Source organism: Leptothoe sp. LEGE 181152 (genome assembly GCF_032906605.1).
GTDB classification, from domain to species: Bacteria; Cyanobacteriota; Cyanobacteriia; order Phormidesmidales; family Phormidesmidaceae; genus Leptothoe; species Leptothoe turfae.
This window is the reverse complement of record NZ_JASATU010000030.1, coordinates 63,448-86,938: the sequence shown is the minus strand read 5'-3', so window position 1 is coordinate 86,938 and position 23,491 is coordinate 63,448. Positions and strand designations below refer to the sequence as shown.

Sequence of the window (23,491 nt, the reverse complement as noted above, 5' to 3'; positions counted from 1 at the left end):
ACCATGCACGAAACCGACATGACCAAAGCCTTAATTGGCACCATTCGCGACTGGTGGGACTCTCAGCCGGAAACCCCGATCATTGAAAAGGTTCATCTGATTGTGGGGGCATTTACCTGTGTCGAACCGGCCAGTTTGCAGTTTGCCTTTGACGTACAGACCCAGGGAACGTTTCTCGACGGTGCTCAGTTGGTGATTAAGGATGTTCCCCTGGTGGCCCACTGTCATACCTGCCGCGCTGATTATCGACCTGAATTTGGCAGCCAATATGCTTGTCCCACCTGTCATAGCCCCATGGAAGATATTCGATCTGGTCGGGAATTAAAAATTGACCGCCTTGAATGTGTTGCGGCCTAATGCCACCCCCCCCTGTGGAGACGTTCCATGGAACGTCTCCACACCCCGTTGTCCATTGCCCATTACCTAACAATGCACCAAACCTTTGACGCCGCCCTCGAAATGAATCTGCTCCATGCCAATCAGAAAGGAGCCGATCACAACCGTGCCCATTTTGATGAATGGGGCATCACCTGTATCAACCTGATGAGTAGTCCTGGTGCGGGTAAAACCCAGCTGCTGGAAACTACGCTTAAAGGATTACAGGGCTTAAATATCGCTGTGATTGAAGGGGACATGACCACTGAGCTGGATGCCAATCGCCTCCGTCAGTACGGTGTTCCGGTCATTGCCATCAACACCGGTCGTTCCTGCCACCTGGATTCCAAAATGGTGGCTGGTGGCATACATCAGCTGCAACATGAGCAAGATCCCGCCAGTCTGGATCTCGTTGTTGTTGAGAACGTCGGTAATCTGGTTTGCCCTGCTGAATTTGAAGTGGGTGAACATGCCAAAGTTGCTCTACTCAGCGTGACTGAAGGAGAAGACAAACCTCTGAAATATCCGGTGATGTTCCGAGAAGCAGATTGTTTGTTGATCACTAAAACAGATTTAGCACCCTATCTGGATGTTGACTTAGAAGAGATTGAAGCTAACGTCAGACAAATTAATCCCAATGTGATGATCTTTCGTGTGTCTGCCAAGACTGGTGACGGTCTAGCAGGCTGGTTTGAGTGGGTTCAGCAGACGGTTGCTAATCAGCCAAACCGTTTACAGCTCACAGTATGACGTTCCAAGGTCCTGTATAAAAGCTTTGTCCCTATGCAAAGCTTTAGGTTTTCAGCAGACGAAACCATTGGCTACAACCTGGATGTGATGCGATTGCTGATTTAGGGGATGAATCAATCTAGAGCTATTGCTATTTGACGATATCTCACAACTAAAGTCATCCCGAGGATCAGCAATGCCGATGTGATTACCCAAGACAGCTACTAACTAGTTCCACAGTTTAGTGAGGTGTGCGATGCGACGACAACGATTTTTATCTACATGTTTAGCCTTTGTCTTTGGTGTGGTGGTGGCTGTGGGGTGTGCTGGCAATGCTCCAGAAACCACCTCTGAACCTGCCGCTGATGCCCCAGAGATAGCTGCAGCTGAAGGTGCTCCTTTAGTGATTGGATACAGTAATTGGCCCGGCTGGCTACCCTGGGCTGTAGCGGAAGAAAAAGGCCTGTTCGAGGCCAATGGAGCCAATGTAGAACTCAAGTGGTTTGACGGCTATCTAGCCTCCATGGAGGCCTTTGCTGCTGGTCAGCTGGATGGGAATAGTCAAACGTTGAACGACACCATTTCATTTGCGGCGGATGCTGTCAATGGGGAAGTGGCTGTTTTGGTCAATGACAACTCAGCCGGCAATGACAAAGTGGTTGTTGCCGAAGGGGTTAATAGTGTGGAAGATCTAAAGGGCAAGACTGTTGCCCTAGAAGAAGGTGTGGTGGGTGACTTTATGCTTACCCAGGCCCTGGAGGAGGCTGGTATGTCTCGTTCTGATATCACCATCAAGAATTTAGAAACGGGGGCAGCGGCGGCAGCGTTTGCCTCTGGTCAGGTGGATGCCTTTGCTGGATGGCCGCCTTTCTGGGGGATTGCCCTGGAACGTGAAGGCAGCAAAGAACTGTTATCGTCCAAGGATTATCCAGGGGCAATTCCGGACCTATTGGTGGTGAGTCAAACAATGATTGATGAGCAACCTGAACAGGTGCAGGCTTTGGTTAACACCTGGTTTGCCACCCTTGATTACATCGCCAAAAATCCAGAGGAGTCCAATAAAATCATGGCGGAGCGCTCTGGTGTTTCCGTTGAAGACTATGAAGATTTCAAAGCGGGTACTCGCATCTTCACCATTGAAGAGAATTTAGAAGCATTTAGCGAGGGTGAGGGTATGAAACATATGCCCTTTGCTGCGCAGAAAATGAACGACTTTATGGTGGATGTGGGCTTTATTGAGGCCGGTCCTGAAGATTTGGGTGCCATCTTAGATGACAGTTTCGTGCAAGCCTATTCAGAGGGCTTGTAAATAGCTCTGATGGTAGGGGCGAACTGTGCGCCCCTACCTGTTTTTTATGTTTTCTTAGGAAGAACGACCGATGACTCAAACATCTGAACCGTTCAAAGATGATTTTGAGCCAACGCCTAAAAGCTTAGAGCCCACGGTGTTTTGGCGTATTGCTGAAGAGATTCCAGATTCGCTGAACTGGATTCTAATTGTTGCTTCCGTAGTAGTGCCTTTAACAGCCTGGTGGCTATTGTCTAACTATACGGGGGTAAATCCTAAGTTCTTGCCTAGTCCTCAGAATGTGGCTGGCGCTTTTCAACGACTATGGGAAAAAGGATTTATCACCCAAGATATTTTTGCAAGTTTTGGGCGAGTAACGATTGGCTTCACCTTGGCGGCGATTGTCTCGATACCGTTGGGAATCAGTATGGGAGCCTTTGCCAGTATTCGTGCCATGCTGGAGCCGATTGTTGGGATTTTGCGGTACATGCCTGCTCCGGCGTTTATTCCGCTATTAATTATCTATCTGGGTCTAAATGAGGAACCTAAAATCGCACTTATTGTGATCGGTACGGTGTTTTACAACATTCTGATGATCATGGATGCGGTTAAATTTGTGCCTAAGGACTTGATCGAGACTACCTATACTCTGGGGGGACGACGCTGGCAGGTGCTGATGTCAGTGATTACGCCCTACGTTATTCCGAGTATTATCGATACTTTTCGTATTAACGTCGCCACAGCTTGGAACTTGGTGGTAATTGCCGAGCTGGTGGCAGCCGAGGAAGGGTTGGGCAAACGTATTCTGCTGGCCCAGCGCTTCTTTAAAACTGATGAGATTTTTGCTTGCCTGATTATGTTGGGAGTCATCGGATTTGCTTTAGATTTAATCTTTCGTTGGGTGCTCAAGACAAGCTGTAAGTGGGCGTTTGATTAGTTATGCATCTTGAAATTTCTAAGCTTTATAAACAATTTTCAACGAAGCAGGGGCCGCTGCTAGCTCTTAAAGACATTAATATCCATGTTGAAACAGGGGAGCTGGTCTGTGCTGTGGGCGCTTCTGGCTCAGGGAAGTCAACATTACTGCGATTGGTTGCTGGTTTGGATACGCCCACCGGCGGTGAGATTACCGTTGATTTTGAGCCAGTGACGGGGCCAGGGGCTGACCGTGGCATGGTATTCCAGAAGTACACCCTCTATCCCTGGATGACGGTACAGCGCAATGTTGAGTTTGGTCTGAAGCTACAGGGGGTAACCCAAAAGGCAAGGCGTGAGCGGGCTAGCTACTATTTGGATGTGGTAGGGCTGGCTAACTTTGCTAAGTCATTGCCTAAAGAGTTGTCGGGGGGAATGAAACAGCGGGTTGCGATCGCACGCGCCCTGGCCTGTCATCCTAAAATCCTGCTCATGGATGAACCCTTTGGAGCCTTGGATGTGCAAACCAAAGAAGTCATGCAGCTATTTCTGTTGGATTTGTGGAAACGCACCCGCTGCACCATTTTGATGATTACCCACGATGTGGAAGAAGCCGTGTTTCTATCCCAGCGGATCTATGTGATGACGGCACGTCCCGGAACCATTCAGCGTGAGATTACCGTTGATCTACCTGAAGCACGCACCTACGCCATGAAGCGCGATCCTAAGTTTCAGTCGTACAAACATGAAATAACCGACCTATTGCGAGGCAAACAGGACTTAGATCTGGTAACTGCTTAGCCGCTGGTTTGCACAGCAATGCTATGTCAACAGCCTCTATCCCAGCCACTGATGGCCAAGGGTGAACTGCCCGAGCGGTTTTTGCCCAATGCCGAACATAACACCCCTCCTACCCGATGGCCCTTATAAAGGACCCGTATTTTGGCTGTACTTGGCACTATGGGAATGATAGTGCCCAAAGGCAGTGAACCAGTTAGAGGCTCGCATTTTGCATCAGTAACAGCTGATTTTGAACTTTTTACAGTCAGGTGAAGATAGCTAAGGGCTAAGCCCTATATTTAGACAAACCCAGTTCAATAAAACCGGGTAGGCAAAGCAGCATTTTTAGTTGCTTCTGCCACCTGCAGTCGTCAAACTAAGCCAACGTTGGGAAAAATTGCCACAGCGATGACCTTTAGCTTTTTTTCTAGAGGTTCTCAGCCAGGTTTCAGGAATGGCCTGTAGCTTCGAACATGAACCCAAACAGGAGCAGCAAACTATGGCAGTGGAGTACGATCTTGTCGTTATTGGTGGCGGTTCTGCCGGTTTAGTAGCCGCTAGCGCTGGGGCTCAGCTCAAGGCTCGTGTTGCCTTAGTCGAAAAACATCTACTGGGGGGCGACTGTCTCCACTATGGATGTGTCCCCAGTAAGTCCCTTATCCACGCTGGTCAGGTGGCCCACCATGTACGGACTGGGTCCCAGTTTGGCATCTACACCTCAAAACCCACCATCAAGTTTGAAGAAGCCATCAACCATGTTCAGAACGTTATCGGTATCATTCAAGAGCATGACTCAACGGAGCGATTTGAAGCCCTCGGCGTCGATGTTTTCTATGGCTCCGGTCAGTTTACTGACTCAAAAACCTTTGAAGTCAACGGCAAGCAATTAAAGGGACGTAATTTTCTAATTTCAACCGGTTCTCGACCTGCAATTCCTCCCATTGAAGGCATCAAAGAAGCTGGCTTTTTGACCAATGAACAGGTCTTTTCCTTGAAAAAGCGACCCGATTCCCTAGCCGTAATTGGCGCTGGCCCCATTGGCTGTGAACTCGGTCAATCCTTTGCCCGTTTGGGAGCTGAGGTCACTATTATTGCCAGCCGCGATCAGATTATGCCTAAGGAAGAACCTGAGGCAGCGGCTGTTGTCCAAAAGCAACTTGAGACCGAAGGCATTCGCATTCTTACCAAAAGCCGAGCCCAGAAAGTAGAGGTGATTGACGGCAAAAAGCATCTCTATGTCGGCGACCAAGTCATTGTTGTGGACGAGATCTTGCTCTCCACAGGTCGCATTCCCAATGTAGAATCCTTAGGTCTGGAGGCAGCCGGTGTAGAAGTCGGCAAAGCGGGTATTAAGGTCAATGAAAAACTTCAGACCAGCGTCAAGCACATTTATGGTGCTGGCGACGTTATTGGTGGATACCAATTTACCCACGTCGCTGGTTATGAAGCCGCTGTTGTGATCCAGAATGCGCTATTCTTAGCCACTAAAAAAGCCGATTATCGGGTTATCCCCTGGGCGACATTTACAGAGCCAGAGCTTGCCCGCGTTGGTTTAACGGAAGCGCAGGCAAAGGAACGATACGGGGATGACGTAGCTGTACTAAAGCACGATTTTAAGGATGTCGATCGCGCTTTAGCTGAGGCCGCAGGCCATGGATTTGCCAAATTTATTACCCGTCAAAACGGTGAAATTCTAGGGGCTCACATCGTCGGTCCCCATGCCGGTGAGCTCATCCATGAAGTGGTTTTGGCTATGAGCTACAAAATGAAAATTGGAGCCCTTAAGAGCATCATTCACATCTACCCCACACTGTCAGAAATCAATGCTAAGACGGCTTTGCAACTGACTAAGCAAAGCTATGCCCAAAACGATCGGTTACAGAATATACTGCGTGGGTTCTTCAGCTGGCGACGTTCCCTTGCTTAAGAGATCATTAAGTATCCAACCCTACTAATCACAGATACGCTCTATCAAAATCCTATGGGACGTGTGATCAAAATCATCCTCACGGTAATTTCACACAGGTAAAGTTAAATGCATGTTCCCTGTTATCAGCGCATCTACTGAATTTTACGAGGGTTACCCCCATGCCTTTCCTACCATTATTCATCGTCATTGGTATCTTTTTAGCAGGAAGTAAAATTCTCCAACAGCCTAATCAACGGCTTGAAAAACGATCAACCAAGCGCACATCCTATGGAGATTTTGAAGATCAGTCACTAAGCTTAGCCTTGATCGACTACATTTCTCGGGAGGCTAACGGCAGAAATAATGATGACGACTACAAGGGCAAATCTGGCTCTAAGTCTAGAAAGCACAAAACCCAGGTGAAATCTAAACGATAGTTCCTCATAAATACTGAGATTTCACCTATACAAAACCGTCTTAGAAAAAGTATCTAGGACGGTTTTTGTGTGTCTAGATGACTCAACTCTGATGTATAGCTTGGCGCACATCGTTTACAACATCAGCTCTTGCTGAAAACTATAGATAACATTGTTGTGTAAGTTGATGAGTTTATATGTCTGTTATTGCGTCATTATTTATTTCCGACAAATGGCGAAACATTATTAGTTGATTTCTTCTAAAAACAGTTACTTTAATCTTCACTTTAAAATTAAATAAAAGACTTAGGGTTTGAAAGGCAACGTATTTCGGGGGTTTTAGTGCCTGTTAGCTAGAGCGTAAATAGCTCTACTTTTGTCTAAATAGGTAAATTTATTTTCGCATAATACACATAATCAGGTAAGTACAACCACGGTTTTGGTTCAGGTAGCCCATGGCTTAGAAAAGTTAAAGAGAGGCATGTTGAGGGAATTAAGGAGATAGCCTCATCCATAGAACGTAAAACTAATTTTGCTTCGCTCTGTGCTTTTTAGTTCATAAAGAACTAGACGGTATGTCTTCTCTGAGTCCTGTTTATTCTATGGGTGCTATTTAAATTGAGAACTTTGTCAAAAATAACAACACGTATAAACCGCAGGACATCGAATTTACTATTTCACATGAAACTCACAAATAACACAATTACCCCAGTTTCTTTACCTGCCTCTAAATGGTTAGTGCGCTTGACAGCGATAGGAGTAGCAACATTGTTAGGGCTTCAATGTTGTTCTCCTAGTATAGTTCAGGCTTCTGAGGAAGAAGAAGTTCGCCAAGGTTTGCCAGGCAGACGCATCAGTGGTGCCTCTCGTCTGCCAACATCTGCCTGTGCCCAAAATACGGCACCTCTGGTGGCCATTGTGCCAGAGACTAATCTAGGGGCAACGGCCTTAGCGGAACCAACACTTTGGCTTAGTGTGCCAGAGGTCAAAAGTACCAAACAGTTAGAGTTTTATCTGTTTAATGCCCAGGATGAGATTATTTATCAAACGAACTTAACGGTTGAACCTACCGCTGATCTTGTTGGTTTAGATTTAGGTGTCATGGGTGGAGCGCCCAAATTAGAAATCAATCAGCGATATCGTTGGGCAGCTTCCATCGTTTGTAACCCTAACAACCGCTCAGAGAATATTTCAGTGGAGGGTTGGGTTGATCGGGTTGAGGGTTCTAGCTTAGACGCCAACAAACTTTGGTATGACCATCTGGGAGTATTGCTGGAACAGATGCAACGTCATCCACACAATCAAGATGTATGGAGTCAATGGCATACGCTAATGGCTTCAGCTAGGCTAGAACAAATTGTTCCTCTGTCGGTGAGTGCCAGCTCTGTGGAAATTATGCTGCCAACAACGGAGGCGATAAACTAACGGTTGCTCAAGAGCAAGCCATCAAGAAATTCCAAACGTAAATGTTGAAGAGATGTTCCATGGAACGTCTGCACATCCAAAATTTGGACGTTAATTGATTTTATTTCCAGTGCCACAGCTTGAGACTCTGCAGTAGAACCGACGGTGGGAACTGTACTGATCAGAAATCGTCACCTGAGGAGTGTTAATCGTCATGGGTAAGCTTCAAATATTATGGCGTAGTTATGGTCAAAAGATATGTGCTGCTGGGATCGCTAACACAGCTCTTTGGCAAGGGATCCCATGGGCTAATGCCCAGGTAATCTCAGCTCAAGACTCTATACAAACTCAAGTTGTTCAACAGAACAATCAATTTGAGATTTCTGGAGGAACAACAGCGGATAATGCCAGACTATTGTTCCATAGCTTTGAGCAATTTGACTTAGAGCAAAATCATCAGGCTGAATTTCAGGTGACATCTTGCGTAGAAGCTGTTTTTAGCCGCATCACCAATGGCATGCCCTCGCAGATCAATGGACTGATAGACGTTATTGGGGGTCCAACTAGTTTGTATTTGATCAATCCGGCAGGTGTGTTATTCGGTACTGACGCATCTATCAATTTGGCAGGTGATTTTACCGTCTTAACAGCTGAACGTCTAGATTTTGAGCGGGGACATTTTGGACTAACGGGTCTTTCCAGTGATGTACAGGGTAACGTTTTACAGTTACAGTTCAATCCTGACAGTCCTGGTAACATTACGAATTTAGGTGATCTGACGGTTGGTGCCGATAATTCTTTATCCTTAATTGGTCATAGTGTTGTTAATCAGGGAACCATAAGAGGTGGAGCAATTAACATCGCTGCGGTTGGCACCCATGAGATTGTTGGTTTGGCTGGTGGATTGCAGTTTGCGGCGGCGGCTCAACCCAGGGCATCGTTACCCCTGTGGCTTACATCCACAGGAGTTGACCATGCTACGGCCATTGAAGTCAATCAGGATGGAACCCTAAGCTTGACTGGGGGACAGTTGCTCGATGTTCCTGTTGGAACAGCGCTAGTGGGGGGGCTGCTAACAACTCAGCAAACAACCAATCTAGGCTTAAACCGTATTCAGATTGTTGGTGACCATGTGGCGACTGTAGGAGCGACATTGCGCACCACTGACGGTGGTCAAGTTTTGATTGGTGGTGACTATCAGGGCAGGGGCTTGTTGCCGACGGCTCAGTCAACTTTTATCGATGCTGCTTCTACAATTATTGCTGATGGTGAGGCGGGTGGACAAGTGGTCATCTGGTCAGATGGACTCACCCAATTTAGGGGGGCGATTAGGGCTCGGGGAAATACCGCTGGAGGGATAGTCGAGGTATCTGGCAAGGAGCAGCTGTATTTTGGTGGACAAGTAGATTTGCGATCGCAAGGTGCCCCAGGCACCTTACTGCTCGACCCGGAAAATATTGAAATTCGGGCGGGGAGCGATCCAGGAAGTATGGACACGGGTGAGCCTCAAATATTGTATGAAAACACCCTAGAGTCTTCTATCATCGGCAATATTAATTTGTTGCTACAAGCAGACAACAACATTACCATTGAACCCTTAAGCGATGGCGAGTTAACCTTTGGCCAAGGAACTGGCAGTATCAGCTTTTTAGCGGATGCAGATGGCGATGGTCAGGGCAGTTTTACCATGGCTCCAGGCGATCGTCTGAGCACTTCAGGGCAAGCCATTGCCATTACAGCTGCTGACATTACGGTCGGAACATTAAATACTAGTGCATTTTCCGCCATCGATAACTCGGAGAATGCGGGAAATATTCAGCTTACATCAACTCGCGGGAGTATTGTGGGTGGCGATCTTATTAGCACAGCGCGTGGCACCCTTAATAATAGTGGCAATGGTGGTGAGATAGCTTTATCGGCACCTGGTGCGATCAGCGTTGGCAATATTACAACGGCCACCACGGCCCTCAGCAATAGCGGTGGCGGTGGTGATATTACCCTTATTAGTCGCAGAAGCAACATTGTGACAGGTTCTCTGAATACTGGCACCTCTGGCAACAATAACTCAGGAGCAGGAGGAGAGGTTTCTATCGATGCATTTGCCAACATTAACACCGCTGATGTGACAACATCTGTTCAAGCCACTGTTAACAACGCTGGTGATGCTGGTAATATCTCTCTTATTAATCGTTCTGGTAATATTACGACTGCTGCACTCAATACCAATACAGAGGCGGCTAGCAGTAATACAGGCAATAGTGGTTCCATTAGGTTGAATGCCAGTAAAGGAGACATTACGAGTCAGCAAATTACGTCTATCACGGTTAGCCCTGATTCAGCTCAAACCCAGGGTGGCGATATTGGCCTAAGGGCTGATGGCATGATTGTAGTGGACTCTATTAACGCCACAGGAGAGGGGCAAGGTGGCAATATTAACGTGACTACGCAACAGTCATTTCGAGCTATTGATACGATTGCTGACACCAATGCCAGCCTATTGACAACAAATGGTGGAACCATTCGTTTAACCTACAATAGTGATCCTGCTATCTCGTTCTCCCTGGGTGATGGTGGGATAAATGGAACAGCAGGTGAGATTACGACCGGTTTAGATACCTTGACGGCTCCTCAGACTGTTGAAGAAGTTAGTTTAGAGACCATTGAACTCAATAACTTATTTGAGTCTTTCCCTTCAGGTTCACAATCTGACTCCCCAGAACCTTTGTCGCCAGTTGCAGACCTTTCCAATCTTTCCACTGTGCTTGGACTTGAGAGTATCGACAGTCTAAACAATAACGCATTAGCCAATGGTGCTAGGGAAAAGCAAGAAGGCTCTGTTAGCGATAGCGAGTTGATTTGGGCTCAAATAGAGAGGTCGTTCTCAGCTGAGTTCGCTAGAGCCCTCAATCTACCGATGCCTGCCTCACCCTCCTTACAGAGACTCCAGCAAACTCTGAGGCAGGTGAGTGAAGCTCAGGCCATTACACCGGCTCTGATGTACATTCGTCTCAAAGACACCCATGTCGAGTTAGTCCTTGTCACTGGTGAGGGGGCACCCGTGTATCGTCCGGTTGAGGCTACTGCCGCAGACGTGAAAGCTGTTGTAGAAACGTTTCATCAGACAATTACAAATCCAGTGTTGCGCCCTGCTCAGTATTTGCCTGCCGCGCAACAGCTGTATGATTGGTTAGTGCGACCAATATTAGACGAGTTGGAAGTCGCTGATATCGACCATATTGGTTTCGTTCTAGATACTGGGCTACGCTCTTTGCCGATGGCCGCTCTCCACGATGGGCAACGCTTTTTGATCGAGAATTACAGTATTGGCCTACTGCCCAGTGCTGGGTTGACCCCCCTAGAGCCCTCCATAGACTTGTTAACGGAGCCTGGTGCATTACAGGCTACCCTGGCTATGGGGGTTGCTAACTTTGAAGCCCATGCCGATCTGGCGGCGGTTCCGTTTGAGCTTTCACTGGCTAGTCAACGCCAGGATGATGAGCAATATTTGGATCATGAGGCCACCCTGGATGTGCTACGGCAGCGTTTAGAACAGGGAAACTTTAAGACTGTTCATTTAGCTACCCATGCAGTGTTTCAGCCTGGCAGTTTAGAGGCATCCTATGTGCAGCTTTGGGATCAAACTGTGAACCTGGAACAGCTGCAGACATTACCGCTTGATGCGGTTGACTTCTTGATTTTAAGTGCTTGTGCCACAGCAGTGGGCGATGCTGCTGCCGAATTTGGATTTGCAGGATTAGCGGTTAATGTAGGTGTTCAAACAGCGTTGGCCAGTCTTTGGTCCATTGATGATGAGAGCACCCTGGGCCTGATGGCGGAATTTTATCGTGCCCTTGAACAGCCTTTAACCCGCAGTGCCGCCCTTCGTCAGGCCCAGTTGGCGATGTTGCACGGCCAGGTTGGTATTGAAGATGGCACCGTATATGGCAGTGATGGTCAGCTAATTGGGCATCTGTCTGGGTTAGGCACCAGCGGCAGTTGGGATTTTAGCCATCCAGCCTATTGGTCTGGTTTTACGATGATTGGGAATCCTTGGTAAATCTACCGCCTAATTCATCATATCCAGTTGACTGCCTAATCCTAAGGGGGCCCATTGCGCTTTGGTAGCTTTTACGGTCGTAGTCGTCTACGTTCTGTGCAGCTGTGGCTGTGGCGATGGCTGCAGCGCTATGGCTATGTATTAATTGCTCTGGGAGTAGCTCTTGCTGTTATTGGTATTCGTCAACTTGGGGGACTAGAAGAGTTAGAACTTAAACTATTTGACAGTCGTGTCCGTCATGCTGTGACCAATGTTGATCTGCCCGATGTGGTGGTCGTAGGCATTAATGAGATGGATATCAAGCGCTACAACCACTGGCCTTTAAGTGATCAAACGATAGCTGAGCTGCTAATACAATTACAGACCTATGAACCTGTAGCCATTGGCCTGGATATCTATCGGGACATTGACCATCCTCCTGGTCGTGAACAGTTAGATCAACAACTGGCGGTGGAGAATGTCTATGGCGTATACGATGTAGGGTTGGATCCCACCCGCAGCACCCCACCACCGCAAGGGATGGATCTAGAACGTACGGGGTTTGCAGATTTTGTGGCGGATAGTGACGGGGTGATTCGCCGCAACTTTATGTTTGCCTCCATTAAGCCTGATGAATTCTATGCTCTGGGTTTAAAGTTAAGCCTGCATGTGCTGAAAAATCGCTATGGCCCCGATATTCTAAAAAAAAATTTAGCAGGCCTCACCATTGCTGGTCGGTTTTTCCCTACTTTGGCCCAAAATACGGGTGGTTATCAGAATGAAGACATGGCTGGCTACCAGGTCATGTTTCAGTACCAGACCACCGACAGATCAATTCGCCAAGTCTCTCTGACGGATGTTTTTAATAACGAGGTTGATCCCAATTGGTTCAAAAATAAGGTGGTCTTGATAGGTACCGTAGCCCCTAGTATTAAAGACACTGTTTTCACCTCCCTCAATACCCAAGCAGGATCGGTTGCAACAACACCGGGGGTGATTTTACATGCCCATGCGGTGCGTCAAATTTTGTCAGTTGTTGAAGGAGACTATTCTCTGATTTGGGGATGGACCCAATGGCAGGAAATGCTGTGGATAGGCTTTTGGTGTCTGATGGGAAGTGTTTTAGTTTGGCATATTCAGCGGTTTGTGCTGTTGACCCTAACTAGTGCGATCGCACTGGCTTCCCTGGTAATTACCGGCTGGGGGATGTTTCTTTACCAGGGTTGGATTCCCATTGTGCCACCTGCTTTGGGCTTTGCCACCGTGGTGAGCAGTACCATTGCCTATCAAGTTTTTTATCGCACCTTTTACGATCCGCTGACCAGTTTGCCCAATCGAGTCTCTAGCCTCAAGCGCCTACAGTCCTGTCTAAATCAGCGTAATGCATCGCAGCCTATGGTGGCCCTGCTGTTACTTGATCTGGATTTATTCAAATCAGTGAATGAAACGTTGGGCGTGCAAGTGGCCGATCGGCTACTGCAAATTGTTGCCGAACGCATCGTTTATCTGATGCCCCATGCATCGGCTGCCAGGGTAAGTGGCAATCAGTTTGCCCTAATTTTGCCGTCAGTGGCCCATCGTCAAGAGGCGATCTCCACCACGGCTGCTCTGCAAAAACAGCTGATGCACTCTATTCACATTGGTGGGCAGTTGGTCAGCACCACCATCAGTATTGGGATCGCGCTCCATCATAAAGGGCTGGGATATCGAGCCCATGCACTGTTGCAAGATGCTCACCGGGCTCTGGGTAAAGCCAAAAAATCAGGTCGCGATCGCTATGAAGTATTCAACGAAACCATGCGCACCCACTCGGTCTCTCAGTTTCAACTGGAGATGGAGTTGCGCCACGCTGGAGATGATGAACAGTTCCAGCTTTACTATCAACCGATTATCGAGGTAGCCTCGGGTAAAATAGCGGGCTTTGAAGCCCTGATTCGTTGGTTGCACCCTGAGCGTGGCACCGTGCCCCCCAATGACTTTATTAGCATTGCTGAGGACACTGGCATGATTCTAACTATGGGGGATTGGATTTTAGATGAAGCCTGTTATCAAATTCGCCAATGGCAACAGCAATTTCCCATGCCTCAACCCCTATTTATTGGTGTCAATCTTTCTAGTCGACAGTTTGTTCAACAAGATCTGGCGACGACGATTGCCACTATTACACAGCGGCATCAAATTGACCCCCGTGGCCTCAAACTAGAACTCACAGAAAGTGTGGCCATGGAAGATGTAGAAGCCGCTATTCAGCAGCTGAAACGATTGAAGGAGAAAGGCTTACACATCAGTCTCGACGACTTTGGTACGGGGTATTCATCCCTGAGCTATCTCCATCGGCTGCCGATTGATTCTCTAAAAATTGATAAATCCTTTGTTGACCGCATGGAAAACATTAGTGAACATGCAGATATTGTTGGCACCATTGTGTCCTTAGGGCATCGTCTGAATTTGGATATTATTGCCGAAGGTGTAGAAACCATGGCACAAGCCTGTCTGCTAAAGCAACTGCGTTGTCAATATGTGCAGGGGTATTTTTTTGCAAAACCTTTGCCTAGAGACCAAGCTGCGCAGCTGTTGAGGCAGAATAAGCGTTGGAAGATTGAAGATTAGTGGGGCGTAGGGAGTTATGACAATCTCTTTAATCGATCGCATGTTATGTCCTCAAATTTTGGACCCAACTACCATCATAGTTCTCTTTCAAAAGAATATATGATTATGATGGTGTCTGATTGTTTCAGTTCAGTCAATTTAGTTATAAACTTATCTAGCTAAGTTATGTGGACGGTCTACTATTGGTTCTCACCTCTCTAATTCCCAGTTGGGTCTTAAGCCTTTATCGGTACATGAGGGGTATGGCAAGTATTTGTTTCTTTTGAAGATGGCTGTTTTTAAGTAGCTTATATTGAGGCTGTAGGTGCATGAAATCTCTTGGTCGCCATATTTTAGTGGAATTCCATGGTTGCTCATCTGAAGTGCTGAATGATGTGCCATGCATAGAATCAAGCATGGTCGGTGCAGCCAAAGAGTCGGGAGCTACGATCATTAGCTCGGTATTTCATCATTTCTCTCCCTTTGGAGTGTCAGGTGTAGTCGTTATTCAAGAAAGTCATTTGGCAATTCACACCTGGCCAGAGTACCGCTATGCAGCTGTAGACTTATTTACCTGTGGTGATTCGGTTAATCCATGGACATCCTATAAAATTCTCAAAAAAGCATTTCAAGCTGAACATGGCTCAGCGGTGGAAATTAACCGGGGTCAACTGGATTTATTAGAGAAAGCGAGTATGGAACTGGGAGAGCTGAGGGATGAGGCCGCACAACAGATGGTAGTTCCGAAGTATAGTCGCAGCGTTTGGTTTACCGATCGCAATGAAAACATGGCCCTCTCGATTCGCCATAAAGGAGACTGTCTGTTTCGAGAAAAATCCCCTTACCAAACGGTAGAGGTGTTTGACACCTTTGAGTATGGTAAGTTGTTGGCCGTTGATAAAATGGTTATGTGTAGCGAAAAAGATGAGAAGGGCTACCATGAGATGATTATCCACGTGCCGATGGTGATGCAGCCAGAGGTGAAGGACGTTCTGGTGGTGGGCGGTGGTGATGGGGGCAGCATCCGTGAAATTTTGCGCTACGACCCTGTTGAAAGGGTGACCATGGTAGAAATTGATGATGCTGTTGTCAGGGCCTCTAAGGAATTTTTACCCAGCTTGTCGTCGGCCTTTGATCATCCCAAGCTCAATTTAATTATTGATGACGGCATTGAGTATGTGAAGCAGGCTCCAGATGCCTGCTTTGATATGATTGTTGTGGACTCTTCTGATCCTGTGGGTCCGGCTGAAGGGCTATTTTCCAAATCGTTTTATCAAGATGTTTATCGCTGTTTACGACCAGGCGGGGTGATGACGGCCCAGAGTGAGTCGCCCCATTTTAACCAAAAGGCATTTGTTGAGCTCAACCACTGTTTGAAGGATATTTTTAATGTCGACAGTGTCTTTTGTTATTTAGCGTTTATTCCCACCTATCCTACGGGCATGTGGAGCTTCACTTACTGCACTAAGGGGGGCAAACATCCTGTTGCAGATTTTGATCGGGCACGAGCCCAGTTAATTTCTAAAGAGTTTGGTCTGCAATATTACAACAGCGACATTCATGGGGCGGCGTTTTGCTTGCCCACCTTTATTCGTACCATGCTTGATAGTTAACTAGTTTGCGCTTTCTGCTAAGCGAGCGGAGCTGAAGCTAAAATTTTTTGACAGTAGTCTCTTTTAGCTGCGCTCAAGGAACGCTCACCTTGAAGGATAGTATGGGTAAACAGTCTCAATCTGAAAAGAAGTCATTTGATTCAGAGGAACGTATTTCTAACAAAATTGCCAGCTTTGATCCGGGCGGGGTAGGTGCTGTCAATGGTAATTTGTTTGGGTTTCCCCATGATTATGCCCATGCCAGTACGGTGGTGATTGGCGTGCCTTGGGATGTGACGACGTCGTACCAGGATGGCACATGTCGGGGGCCAGAGGCTATTCTACGGGCATCGCCCCAGCTTGATTTTTATGATTTTGATAATCCTGAAGCATGGCGACAGGGTATTTATATGCTGCCGATTCCACAGTGGTTGCTGGCGGAGAATCGGCGGTTAAGACCGGATGCGATCGCAATCATCCGCAATGCTGAGCAGGGCATAACCCCTGACGATAATCTAGATCTAGCGGCTGCCCTAGAGCGCATTAACCAAGGCTGCCGCGCCATGAGTCGCTGGGTCAGCCATCAAACCCAAGTGGCCCTACAGCAGCAGAAAAAGATCGTCGTTATTGGTGGCGATCACAGTGTGCCGTTAGGGGCTTTGGAAGCTCTGTCTCAGGAATATCTCAGTTTTGGTATTTTGCATCTAGATGCCCACGGTGATTTGCGCCATGCCTACGAGGGATTTCAAGAATCCCACGCATCGATTATGTTTAACGCGATGCAGCTGCCGCAGATTTCAAAGCTAGTGCAGGTAGGCATTCGGGATATTTCCCATGGTGAAATGTCCATGATTCAAGACTCTAATGACCGGATTGTGACCTATCTAGATACACAGCTAAAGCAGGCAAATTATGCTGGGAAAAGCTGGCTGGAACAGTGTCAGGACATTGTGCGCCATTTGCCTGAGCATGTGTATATCAGCTGCGATGTAGATGGTCTCGATCCGAAGCTATGTCCCCATACGGGTACACCGGTCCCTGGCGGACTAAACCTTGAAGAGGCTTATTGTCTATGGCGTGAGGTGGTTCGCAGTGGGCGGCATATTATTGGCTGCGACATTTGCGAGACCGGTAACCATGAGTGGGATGGCAATGTGAGTGCGCGGATACTATATAAGCTATTTAGTCTTATGAATATGGGTGAGGGTGGCTCTGAGTTGTGAGTGCTTAGTTTTGAATTAATAGCCTTTGCCTAGGATATGCCTCTAAAAACAACTAGCTAATAACCAATAACCGAGCACTCACAACTCAAAATTAAAAACTCAGAACTCTACAACCCTCCAAGTTAAGAAGTATTGCCTTCTCAACGCTTTCTAATGATTTGTTTAGATGCTTGTTCAGGTGCTGTTTTTATTCTGCCAAGCAATTAAAACTAGCTTTAGGTGGTTCGTTCAAAGGGGTAACTTGAATGGCGCGTCGGGTTAATTCGCCAACGGTTCTGCAAATGGAAGCGGTGGAATGTGGTGCCGCCGCCCTCAGTATGGTTTTGGGTTACTACGGTCGGTATGTGCCCTTGGCGGAGTTGCGCCATGCCTGCGGTGTTTCACGGGATGGGGTGACGGCAGCCAATGTGCTTAAGGCCGCACGCACCTATGGCCTGGAGGCGAAGGGATTTAAGAAAAGTCTGGATAGCTTAGAACAGCTAAAACCACCGTTTATTGTATTCTGGCATTTCAACCACTTTTTGGTGGTGGATGGGTTTGAGGCTAGCCATGTGCGTCTCAACGACCCAGCGACTGGACCGCGCCGGGTGACACGTCAAGAATTTGATGAGGGATATACGGGAATTGCGCTAACGTTTGCGCCAACGGATACCTTTGAAAAGGGTGGTCGCAAACCCAACGTAATTGGCTCCCTGGTACGGCGACTGGCCGGATCTACGGGAGCCTTACTCTATTGCACATTGGCAGGTTTTTTGCTGGTGTTGCCAAGGCTAGCACTGCCTGCGTTTAGCCGCATTTATATTGACAACATTCTGTTGGCTAAGCGTTTGGACTGGTTACCCTATGTGCTTTTGGGCATCGCCTTAATAGTGCTGGTGCAGGGCCTATTGACCATGCTGCAATTGCGCTTTTTGCGAGCGCTCAGGATCAAGCTGGCGGTGGGTATGGCCAGTCGATTTGTGTGGCATGTACTACAGCTACCGGTGGGGTTCTATGCCCAGCGGTTTGCGGGGGAAATTAGCGGTCGCATTAGTCTAAATGACAGTGTGGCCGCAGTGCTGTCAGGGAGACTGACGACGACAATTATTAGCTCGGTGATGATCGTGTTTTATGCGATCGCAATGCTCCAATACGATGTCCCCCTAACCATCATCGTCATCTCTTTTGCCATCATTAACGTCGGCGTTCTACAGTGGGTATCTCGGCAACGTAAGGATGCCAACCTGCGACTGGTGCAAGAATACGGTAAGGCATCAGGAATTGCCGTCGCTGGATTACAGGGCATGGAGACCCTCAAGGCAGGTGGTTTAGAGTCTGACTTTTTTGCTCGCTGGGCGGGGTATCACACCAAAGCGGTCAATGCTCAGCAGAACCTGGGATTGGCTAACCGTGTGATTGGCCTGTTGCCATCGCTACTGTCCACCCTGGCTGCACTGTCGCTGCTCATCATTGGCGGCTGGCGCATCATCCACGGCAGTCTCACCATCGGTATGTTGGTAGCATTCCAGCTGTTAATGCAAAGCTTCCAGGGGCCGGTGAATGCCCTAGTGCAGTTTGCCGGGACATTACAAACCCTACAGGGCAATCTTGACCGTTTGGATGACGTGTTGGAAAACGAGACAGATGTCGCTTTTTGCCAGCACTGCAAGCACAATGTCTCTGAAGAAGAGGAGGCTGCCAATAATCACCGTCTTTCTGGAGCCGTGGAGATTCGTAATCTTTCCTTTGGTTACAGCCCGCTGGATCCTCCTCTGATTGAAGACTTTAACCTCACCATTAAACCAGGGCAGCGGATCGCACTCGTGGGTGGCAGCGGCTCGGGTAAATCTACATTGGCGCGAGTGATTGCGGGACTGTATCAGCCGAGAAGTGGTGACGTTTGTTTTGATGGCCGCCCCCGACAAGAGATTTCCCAAGCCACACTAACAAACTCCATTGCCATGGTAGAACAGGATATTCTGTTGTTTGCCGGTAGCGTACGGGATAATCTAACGCTTTGGGATGATACCGTTTCGGATGACGATTTGAAGCAGGCTTGTCGAGACGCGGCGATTGAAGAAGCAATTTTGGCGATGCCCTATGGGTATGATGCCAAGTTGTTGGAAGGGGGCCAAAACCTCAGTGGTGGTCAGCGGCAGCGACTGGAGATTGCGCGGGCATTGGTTAATAACCCGTCGATTTTGATTATGGATGAAGCGACGAGTGCGCTAGATACGGAGACTGAGAAGATGATTGATCAGAATCTACGGCGGCGTGGGTGTACGTGTATTATTGTGGCGCATCGGTTAAGTACGATTCGAGATGCGGATGAGATTATTGTGTTGGATCGAGGGAAAGTTGTGCAAAGGGGAAATCATGAAGAACTTTGGCAAGAGGCTGGCCATTATGGAGACTTGATTCGCAGTTCAGGGACGGCATTGGCGGTTGCCTAGAGAGTTTTGAGTTTAACTGTTTTATCGACGACTTGATCCCATGGTTCTCGCAGATTCACAAAGCACGTCTAATACCTCTGGCATTCATTCCATCAACAGTAATGATGTCTTTCCTCTACTATCTTCCGGACTGTGGCGAGTTAAATCTGGTCGCTTAGGCATATTTGCCGTGGGTTGGAAGAATGGTGAACCCGTAGGCGAACGCCGCTATCTGTGGACTGTAGATGTAGGGGATTTGATCATCGAGACTGAGGCTAGATCCTGTGATCTGGCTTTAGTGGCGGTGGCGTTTGAGGCAAGTGAGATAGAACCTATCGCCAAAGAAGCAGATGCTAATGGGGATGGGGGTATTTGTGGCCATGTGACCATACCGTTGCTCAGGCAGGTTGAGCGATGGGTGGGTGGACTGACTCAGGTCAAGGGATTTCCTGGCAGATCGATTGCAGAGTCTTCTGAAATTGTTGGGACCGTGAGCCGTGAGCCTGCCGAGGGCTATAGTCCAAAGGCCGCGATGATGTGGGTGAGACCTACGACCCATCAGGCATATTGGCTAGATGTGGAGCGGTTTGTGCTTGGGCCTTCGTCTCCTTTGTTTCCGATTTCGCGGACAACTTGGTTGCAGGCTCCAGAAGATCAGTCAGTGGAGTTAGAGATTGTTTCTGCTGATCAGCTTTGCTCTAAGAGTTCCTATAAGGAATTTATGCAGGGGTTAAATCTGTTTCACCAGTATGCGCTGGAAGTCATTGAAGAAGGGTGGCAGACAGATCGACAACGCGGGGAACAACAGTTTACGGCTCGCCAACAACTAAACCAGGAAGTGACACAAACGGCACTGCAGGGTTTGGTTTCTGTCTTGCAGCCAAGTTCAGGGGATTATTTGCTGGCAGACACGCCGCTGCTAAGGGTGGCAGGGGCCGTGGGCCATGCCTTGGGAGTGAAGATTGAACCTCCGGCAGAGTCTGAACAGGCGCAACAGGTTAAGGAGCCGTTGGAGGCGATTGCCAGGGCATCTCAGCTGCGAATGCGGCAGGTGTTGTTGCGGGGGCGCTGGTGGCGGCAGGATGTTGGCCCATTGGTGGCCTATACGCAAGATGAGCGTCGTCCAGTGGCATTGATTCCGGTGCGTCAGACTCACTATGAGCTACTGGAAGCGAATGGTCAGCGCATACCCGTGACTGAAGCGGTTGCGAGGACAGTGGAGCCGGTGGCGTTTATGTTTTATCGGCCTTTGCCTGAGGGCCATCTGACGGCCTGGAATTTACTGAAGTTTGCGTTTCAGGGGCGTCAACGAGACCTGACAGTGATGGGGCTGGCGGGAGTCGTAGTGACTCTGTTGGGAATGGTGCTGCCGCAGATGACGGCGGTGCTGGTGGATGATGCGATTCCCTTTGGTAGTGCAGGATTGCTGTTGCAAATTGGTTTGGCGCTGGTGGCTGTGGCCATTGGGCGAGCAAGCTTTCAGCTGGTGCAGGCGATTACCACCATGCGACTGGAGACGGGGTCTGATGTGGCATTGCAAGCAGCAGTGTGGGATCGCTTACTAAAGCTCCAGACTTCATTTTTTAGGGACTATGCCACAGGGGATTTACTGTCGCGGGTGTCAAGTATTACGTCGATTCGTCGGTTACTCAGTGGTTCGGCATTAGATGCGATTTTGTCAGGGACGTTTGCGTTGCTGAATTTGGGATTGTTGTTTTATTACAGTGGTAAATTGGCTGCGCTGGCACTGGTAGTAGCGCTGTTGATTATGGTCGTCACCGTCACTTCTGGCGCATTTTTGCTAAAGAAACAGCGACCTATGCTGGAGATTCGAGGAGAACTGTATGGTCTCATGGTGCAGCTGATCAATGGAGTCTCAAAACTGCGGATTGCTGGGGCGGAGTCGCGGGCGTTTGCTCAGTGGGGTAACAAGTATCGTCGACTGTTGGAGATAGAGCTCAGCACCCAGCAGTTGGAAGACTCGGTCAATGTGTTTAATACGGTGATTCCCACCGTGACAACTATTGCCCTGTTTTGGTTGGCAAGTACGCTGGTAGGGCCATTTGAACTATCGACGGGGCGATTCCTGGCATTTAATGCAGCCTTTGCGATCTTTATCGGCGGTATCACTAATCTGAGTTTGACGATGATCGATGTGATGGATGTGATTCCGCTGTGGATGCGATCGCAACCTATCCTCGCGGCATCTCCTGAAGTTACTACTGAAAAAACCGATCCGGGGCAGCTATCGGGAGCATTTTGTGTAGATCGTGTTACCTTCCGCTATCGGGAAGATGGCCCGTTGATTTTAGACAATGTGACAGTAGAGGCTAAGCCTGGAGAGTTTATTGCGCTGGTGGGACCATCTGGTTCTGGTAAGTCTACTGTTCTGCGGCTGCTACTAGGGTTTGAACATCCCCATTCAGGCACTGTTTACTATGACGGTCGGGATATGTGCGGTTTAAATTTAACTGCCATCCGTCGACAGCTGGGTGTGGTGTTGCAGAATGGTCACATCAGCGCTGGGTCCATTTTTGAAAATATCTCAGGTGGAGCACTGATTACCCAAGATGATGCCTGGCGAGCGGCTGAGATGGCTGGGTTTGCTGAGGATATCCGCAATTTTCCAATGCAGCTACACACAGTAGTCAGTGAGGGAGGCGGCAACCTTTCTGGAGGACAGCGACAGCGATTGATTATTGCGAGAGCGTTGGCCCTTAACCCAAAACTGTTACTGTTGGACGAGGCTACCAGTGCTTTAGATAATAGAACCCAGGCAATTGTGAGTGAAAGTCTAGACCAGCTGAACGTTACCCGTGTTGTTGTCGCCCACCGTCTGAGCACCATTCGAAATGCCGACCGCATTTATGTGATTAAAGCTGGTCGTGTAGTTCAGGTAGGCAACTTTGATGAGTTAGCAAAACAACCAGGCGTTTTTGCAGAGCTCATAAAACGACAGCTAGCTTAAGCTCCATGAATTCTATCTTAGGATGCATTGCGTTATTGCTAACCCATTCTAGTGGACTGGACTAGGGTGCCCTATAGAATTTGCAGAGAACGATTGTGATCGCTGCCAATTCACAGCCTATCAATCAATCTAAGCTTGTGAGTGTAACGGTAGCAGCACTGCCTCACATTCAGGAAGTGGACTATTTTGAGCAAGTTACGATTGATTTTGGAGTGCGATCGCTTTCCGACCACAAGTCCTCAGCCTCGAAAAGGCGTGCCTCAATGTAAGCAGCTACATATTTTGCTAAAGATTTGGTGATTGATACCAGTGGCTATAGTTCTCAAGCACCCAAATGGTTGAAAGCGATCGGCTATGATGCCCCAGAAGAGACAGTAGTCACAACGTCAATGGGCTATGCCAGCCGCCTCTATGAAATCCCTGCTAATTTTCAAGCAGACTGGAGAGGGGTGTACATTCAAGCAGCTCCTCCCGAGCGAACGTCCATGGGAGTACTTTATCCAATTGAAAATAACCATTGGATTGTCGGTGTCTGTGCGACGGCTCCGCATCGACCTTCTAAAAATGAAGCTGAATTTCTAGAGTCCTTGCGAAATTTGCCAAGTCCACACATTTACAATGCCGTGAAGGATGCAAGGCCTGCAACTGAAATCGGAATTTATCATCCACCAGGCAATCGATTACGCTACTATGAACGGAACGTCTTAGCTGCTAGCTACAAGGATTTATTGCCTTGGGAGATTCTGTCTGCTCATTTACACCGATCTATGGACAGGGGATAACGGTAGCCGCATTAGGAGCCATATTGTTGCGGCAATGTTTGCAAGAAACTGCTTTAACAGAACTACCTAGTCGT

15 protein-coding genes are annotated in these 23,491 nt (G+C 48.2%); all 15 read left to right on the top strand.

Going from position 1 to position 23,491, the window contains the following annotated elements:
* Positions 1-3 precede the first annotated feature (3 nt).
* The 15 genes from hypA to QGP82_RS16530 all read left to right on the top strand — a co-directional run bounded on the left by hypA (position 4) and on the right by QGP82_RS16530 (position 23,417).
* Positions 4-357 carry a hydrogenase maturation nickel metallochaperone HypA gene (gene hypA, locus QGP82_RS16600; RefSeq protein ID WP_490794891.1) on the top strand — a complete coding sequence of 118 codons (354 nt, stop codon included), beginning with the start codon at positions 4-6 and terminating at the stop codon, positions 355-357.
* 72 nt (positions 358-429) lie between these two features.
* Positions 430-1,125, top strand: a complete 696-nt coding sequence (gene hypB / locus QGP82_RS16595; RefSeq protein ID WP_499060372.1) for a hydrogenase nickel incorporation protein HypB — start codon at positions 430-432, stop codon at positions 1,123-1,125.
* Between the two features lie 235 nt (positions 1,126-1,360).
* Entirely contained in the window at positions 1,361-2,413 is a 1,053-nt protein-coding gene (locus QGP82_RS16590; RefSeq protein WP_163671430.1) for an ABC transporter substrate-binding protein, read from the top strand.
* Positions 2,414-2,483: 70 nt separating this feature from the next.
* Positions 2,484-3,329 (top strand): ABC transporter permease, encoded by an 846-nt coding sequence (locus QGP82_RS16585; RefSeq protein ID WP_163671431.1) that lies wholly within the window; start codon positions 2,484-2,486, stop codon positions 3,327-3,329.
* A 2-nt stretch (positions 3,330-3,331) separates the two neighbouring features.
* Positions 3,332-4,108, top strand: a complete 777-nt coding sequence (locus QGP82_RS16580; protein WP_163671432.1) for an ABC transporter ATP-binding protein — start codon at positions 3,332-3,334, stop codon at positions 4,106-4,108.
* 478 nt (positions 4,109-4,586) lie between these two features.
* Positions 4,587-6,014 (top strand): dihydrolipoyl dehydrogenase family protein, encoded by a 1,428-nt coding sequence (locus QGP82_RS16575; RefSeq protein WP_499060340.1) that lies wholly within the window; start codon positions 4,587-4,589, stop codon positions 6,012-6,014.
* 161 nt (positions 6,015-6,175) lie between these two features.
* Complete coding sequence (locus QGP82_RS16570; RefSeq protein ID WP_163703129.1) at positions 6,176-6,433, top strand: hypothetical protein; 258 nt, start codon at positions 6,176-6,178, stop codon at positions 6,431-6,433.
* A 660-nt stretch (positions 6,434-7,093) separates the two neighbouring features.
* Entirely contained in the window at positions 7,094-7,837 is a 744-nt protein-coding gene (locus QGP82_RS16565; RefSeq protein WP_163671435.1) for a DUF928 domain-containing protein, read from the top strand.
* Positions 7,838-8,030: 193 nt separating this feature from the next.
* On the top strand, positions 8,031-11,873 hold the full coding sequence (locus QGP82_RS16560; protein WP_499060337.1) for a CHAT domain-containing protein: 3,843 nt from the start codon (positions 8,031-8,033) through the stop codon (positions 11,871-11,873).
* Between the two features lie 54 nt (positions 11,874-11,927).
* Positions 11,928-14,462, top strand: a complete 2,535-nt coding sequence (locus tag QGP82_RS16555; protein ID WP_163703127.1) for an EAL domain-containing protein — start codon at positions 11,928-11,930, stop codon at positions 14,460-14,462.
* Between the two features lie 308 nt (positions 14,463-14,770).
* Positions 14,771-16,054, top strand: a complete 1,284-nt coding sequence (speE, locus tag QGP82_RS16550) for a polyamine aminopropyltransferase (RefSeq protein ID WP_163665370.1) — start codon at positions 14,771-14,773, stop codon at positions 16,052-16,054.
* A 101-nt stretch (positions 16,055-16,155) separates the two neighbouring features.
* A complete protein-coding gene (locus QGP82_RS16545; RefSeq protein WP_250564988.1) occupies positions 16,156-17,256 on the top strand; it encodes an agmatinase family protein in 1,101 nt (366 codons plus the stop codon).
* Between the two features lie 245 nt (positions 17,257-17,501).
* Positions 17,502-19,688 (top strand): NHLP family bacteriocin export ABC transporter peptidase/permease/ATPase subunit, encoded by a 2,187-nt coding sequence (locus QGP82_RS16540; protein WP_006519918.1) that lies wholly within the window; start codon positions 17,502-17,504, stop codon positions 19,686-19,688.
* A 40-nt stretch (positions 19,689-19,728) separates the two neighbouring features.
* On the top strand, positions 19,729-22,635 hold the full coding sequence (locus tag QGP82_RS16535; RefSeq protein ID WP_499060334.1) for an NHLP bacteriocin export ABC transporter permease/ATPase subunit: 2,907 nt from the start codon (positions 19,729-19,731) through the stop codon (positions 22,633-22,635).
* 296 nt (positions 22,636-22,931) lie between these two features.
* Positions 22,932-23,417: a hypothetical protein gene (locus tag QGP82_RS16530; RefSeq protein WP_163703123.1), complete on the top strand. Its 486-nt coding sequence runs from the start codon at positions 22,932-22,934 to the stop codon at positions 23,415-23,417.
* Positions 23,418-23,491: the final 74 nt, after the last annotated feature.